Below are 3,526 nucleotides of genomic sequence, written 5' to 3' on the forward strand. Positions count from 1 at the left end.
ATTAGATAAAATCTATCAAACAGCGTAAGTGTTCAATTTATTATTGCAATTTACGAAAAATTATTTTTTCTTATCTAGGACTGAATGGTGAATACCATAGCAGAAATAAATAATTAAACCGAAGATAAACCAAATACCAGCGTAGAGCTTAGCTTGATAATCTAAGCCTAAGAAAACGATTAATGCAGCTAAGAAGCCTAGAGCAGGCAATACTGGATAAAATGGCATCTTGAATGATGGATCATCAATATCTTTACCTTCACGTGGACGTAATTTATAGATACCAAGTGATACAAACATGAATGCGATTAAAGTACCAGCTGAAACTAATTGAGACAGCATAGAGAATGGGAAGAAAGCACCAAGCAAAATACTACCGATAGTCAAAGTCCAAAGTGCATTGTTAGGACGACGGTCAGAATTTAATTTGCCCAACCATTTAGGTAACATACCATCACGACCAAATGAGTAAATTAATCTAGATCCAGCCATTCCCATACCGATCAAGGCGGTAAACATACCTAAAACAGCAATAGTTTGAACGACGACAGCAACTATTGGGTGCCCAGCATAACGTAAAGCCAAACCAACAGGTTCTGCAGAGTTAGCATACATCTTGTAAGGCATCATACCGATCAATACCAAACTAACACCTACAAAAAGTGTAACGGCAATTGCTAATGAGCCTAAAATTCCACGAGGCATTGTCTTTTGCGGATTAATAGCTTCTGCCGAATTAGCAGCAATTGAATCAAAACCGATGTAGGATAAGAAAATCATTGATACACCAGCATAAATTCCTTGCCAGCCACCAAATGGTCCGTGAGTAGTAGGACGATATTTAGGAATAAATGGTGTAAAGTTAGCGCTTTTAATGGCTGTTAATCCAACTACGATAAAGATCAAGATGGCTAAAACTTTAAGTATAACTAATCCATTTTCTACTCGAGCAGCTCTTGAGACCCCATGCCCAATTAAAAGAGCGACTAATAAAATAGAAACAAGTGAAATTGCATCAATAACTCCACCATTAGTACCAAAAGCGTTGGACAAAGAAGCAGGTAATTTTAATCCTATAGGTGCAATTAATGCCCTGAAGTTAGCAGAAAGTCCAGATCCTACGAATGCTAAAGCAATAAAGTATTCAGCTAAAAGAGCCCATCCGGCTACCCATCCCCAAAATTCGCCGAATACCACATTGATCCATGAATAAGCGGATCCTGCAAATGGCATGGCAGCGGCCATTTCGGCATAAGCAAATGCTACTAAACCGGCAGCAATTGCAGCTAAAATAAATGAAATTGCAACCGTTGGTCCAGTATGTAATGCAGCAACTTCACCGGGCAAGGTAAAGATTGAAGCTGAGACGATCGTCCCAACCCCTAAGGCTAAGAAATCTTTAACCTTTAATGATCGAACCAGGTGTCCATCTTTATTTTCATAAACACGTGGATCTTCTTTTTTGTTCATTCGTTGCCAAAGATTCACAATACAATTCCCCTTTATGTTAAAAATAAGATTACTTAATTATAATTAAAAATACGTTAAAAAATCAACCGTAAGTAGTTCAAATTTCGTATTTTTAATGAGAAAAAAGATAGATTTTGTCTTCATGATTTAAATGATAATTAACATTTTTGGTAGTATCATTTTTTTGATATACTAAAGACTGGTGAAAATTAATGGATGAATTAACTAAAAATGAAGAATTAGGCGACCTATATGCCTATTATGGTTCTTTATTAACTAAAGGACAGCAATCTTATTTTGAAGATTATTATTATAATGATCTATCATTAGGAGAGATTGCGGTTAATCATAATGTATCTCGGCAAGCTATTTATGATAATTTAAAACGCTCCACTAAAATTTTGAAAAATTATGAAGCCAAATTACATATGCGGCGTGATAATAATCATATTGAAGATGTGCTAGCAGATGCACTTTTGTCGATAGATAATAATGATAGTCAAACTGCTAAAAAAGAAATAACCAATTTATTAAATCAATTGAGGGGAGAGTAAACCCATGGCTTTTGAAAATTTAAGTGAAAGAATTCAAAAAGCATTAAAAAATTTAACTGGTAAAGGTAAAGTTTCAGAAGAGGATATTAATAAGGCTAGTCGTGAAATTCGACTTGCATTGTTAGAAGCCGATGTTAACTTCAAGGTTGTTAAGGACTTTATCAAGACTATTAAAAAAGAGGCCCTTGGCAAAGAAGTTCAAGAAAGTTTAAATCCGGGCCAACAAGTAATTAAAATCGTTAATGAACAATTAACGAAGATGATGGGTGAAGAAGCAGTTCCTTTAAACAAGTCTAAGCATATTCCAACTATTATTATGATGGTTGGTTTGCAAGGTACTGGTAAGACTACCACTGTTGGTAAATTAGCATATCATTTACAAAAGACGCAAAAGGCTCGTCCGCTTTTGATTGCTGGAGATATTTATCGTCCTGCCGCTGTTGACCAATTAAAGCAAATTGGTGAACAATTAAAGGTGCCTGTCTTTAGCGAAGATGGTGAAAAAGATGTTGCTAAGATTGTACAGGATGGTTTAGCTGAAGCTGATAAAAACAAGAATGATTATGTTTTAATCGATACTGCCGGTCGTTTAGAAATAGACGAACCATTAATGGAAGAATTGGAACGTGTTAAGAAAGTTGCACAGCCAGATAACATCCTTTTAGTAGTTGATGCCATGACTGGTCAAGCAGCTACAGACGTTGCTAAAGGCTTTGATGAGCGACTTGATGTTACCGGAGTAATTTTAACTAAGTTAGACGGTGATACTCGTGGTGGTGCTGCACTTTCAATTCGTGCAGTTACTGGTAAGCCAATTCTATTTACTGGTCAAGGTGAAAAACTAAGTGATTTGGATGTCTTCCACCCAGATCGAATGGCTTCCAGAATTCTTGGGATGGGTGATATGCTTTCCTTAATTGAGAAGGCACAACAAGATTACGATGCCAAGGAAGCTGAAAAAGTCGCTGAAAAGATGCGAGAAAACACTTTTGACTTCAATGATTTTGTTGATCAAATGAAGCAAGTGCAAAAAATGGGTCCGCTTGATCAAATTATGAAGATGATTCCTGGGATGGCAAATAATCCACAGTTGAAGAACTTAAATGTTGATCAAAAGCAAATTGATCATACAATTGCCATTGTTTATTCAATGACTGAAGCAGAACGTGAGGATCCAGATTTGTTGAATCCAAGTCGCAGAAGAAGAATTGCTGCCGGTTCTGGTCGCCCCGTTGTCGAAGTTAACCGTATGATTAAACAATTTAAACAAATGCGGGAAATGATGAGCAAGATGACTAAGGGCAATATGAAGGGATTAAGCAACTTGCCAGGGATGGATTCACCAATGGCCAAGATGGCTATGCGTCGTTTAAATAAGAACTTTAAGAAGAACAAAAAGAAGCGTATGCGTAAGATTAAGAGATTCCATTCTTAAAAAAATAAAGGTGGCGGATTGTAAAATCAAATTGAACACTTCGTTCAAATATTAAAAAAAGTCCATT

At 36.3% G+C, this 3,526-nt stretch carries 3 protein-coding genes; 2 read left to right on the top strand and 1 reads right to left on the bottom strand.

What is annotated here, in order from left to right; translation table 11 throughout:
• Positions 1 to 60: 60 nt before the first annotated feature.
• Positions 61 to 1,488, bottom strand: a complete 1,428-nt coding sequence (locus CP355_RS09560; RefSeq protein ID WP_098036235.1) for an APC family permease — start codon at positions 1,486 to 1,488, stop codon at positions 61 to 63.
• A 194-nt stretch (positions 1,489 to 1,682) separates the two neighbouring features.
• Between CP355_RS09560 and ylxM the strand changes: the two genes are divergently transcribed.
• Positions 1,683 to 2,024 carry a YlxM family DNA-binding protein gene (gene ylxM, locus CP355_RS09565; protein ID WP_087176752.1) on the top strand — a complete coding sequence of 114 codons (342 nt, stop codon included), beginning with the start codon at positions 1,683 to 1,685 and terminating at the stop codon, positions 2,022 to 2,024.
• Between the two features lie 4 nt (positions 2,025 to 2,028).
• Positions 2,029 to 3,459, top strand: a complete 1,431-nt coding sequence (ffh, locus tag CP355_RS09570; protein ID WP_098036236.1) for a signal recognition particle protein — start codon at positions 2,029 to 2,031, stop codon at positions 3,457 to 3,459.
• Positions 3,460 to 3,526 lie beyond the last annotated feature (67 nt).

Origin of the sequence: Lactobacillus sp. UMNPBX4 (genome assembly GCF_002554115.1) — a bacterium.
Classification (GTDB): Bacteria; Bacillota; Bacilli; order Lactobacillales; family Lactobacillaceae; genus Lactobacillus; species Lactobacillus gallinarum.

Coding starts and splice junctions, on each gene's coding strand:
- ylxM (WP_087176752.1), top strand. CDS start 1,683: ATGGATGAATTAACTAAAAATGAAGAATTAGGCGACCTATATGCCTAT.
- ffh (WP_098036236.1), top strand. CDS start 2,029: ATGGCTTTTGAAAATTTAAGTGAAAGAATTCAAAAAGCATTAAAAAAT.